Source organism: Variovorax sp. P2_H12, assembly GCF_056403395.1.
On record NZ_JBFUFO010000149.1, the window covers coordinates 1 to 535 of the forward strand.

At 69.0% G+C, this 535-nt stretch carries 1 protein-coding gene; it reads right to left on the minus strand.

The genetic code is table 11. The features are described 5' to 3' along the window. Positions 1-535, minus strand: a 535-nt coding sequence (locus AC1DYK_RS35590; protein ID WP_478170549.1) for a hypothetical protein, incomplete at both ends; no start/stop codon positions are given.

Here is a 535-nt window from a genome sequence, read left to right on the forward strand (position 1 = left end):
GAACAGCACGGCGATCCCGGATGGCCCCACGTCAGTGCTCGTCAGCAGGAAGGCCGGGAAGCCCGCCTCCAGCTGTCCGTACGAGGAGAAGTACAGCGCCAATCCGAGGCCGAGGACCAGGAGGAACGGGCCGCTGGTGAAGACCTGGAGGTAGTTGTGCGACCGGGCGGAGTCCTGCCGTGCGTCGGCCTCGGTCGGCGTGTCGGTCCCGAGGCTGCGCAGGGCGAATACGGCCAGGGCGATCCCGAGGTAGCTGAGGGCGTTGGCGCCGTACAGCAGTCGGAACGACATCGGGTGCGCAACGCTCGCGAACGCACCGCCGAGGAGCCCGCCGACGCCCAGTGCGGCGTTCGTCAGGGTGAAGCTGGAGCCGAATACCACCGGGTGGGACGCAGCGGGCACCGATGTGGCAAGCAGGGTGTTCCAGACCGAGGAACTGCCCAGGCCGAGGCCCCAGATCACGGCGGACAACAGGAAGTGCCAGGTCTCGCCCGCCAGGGCGTATCCGGTCACGCCCACCGCGCTGAGCACCATG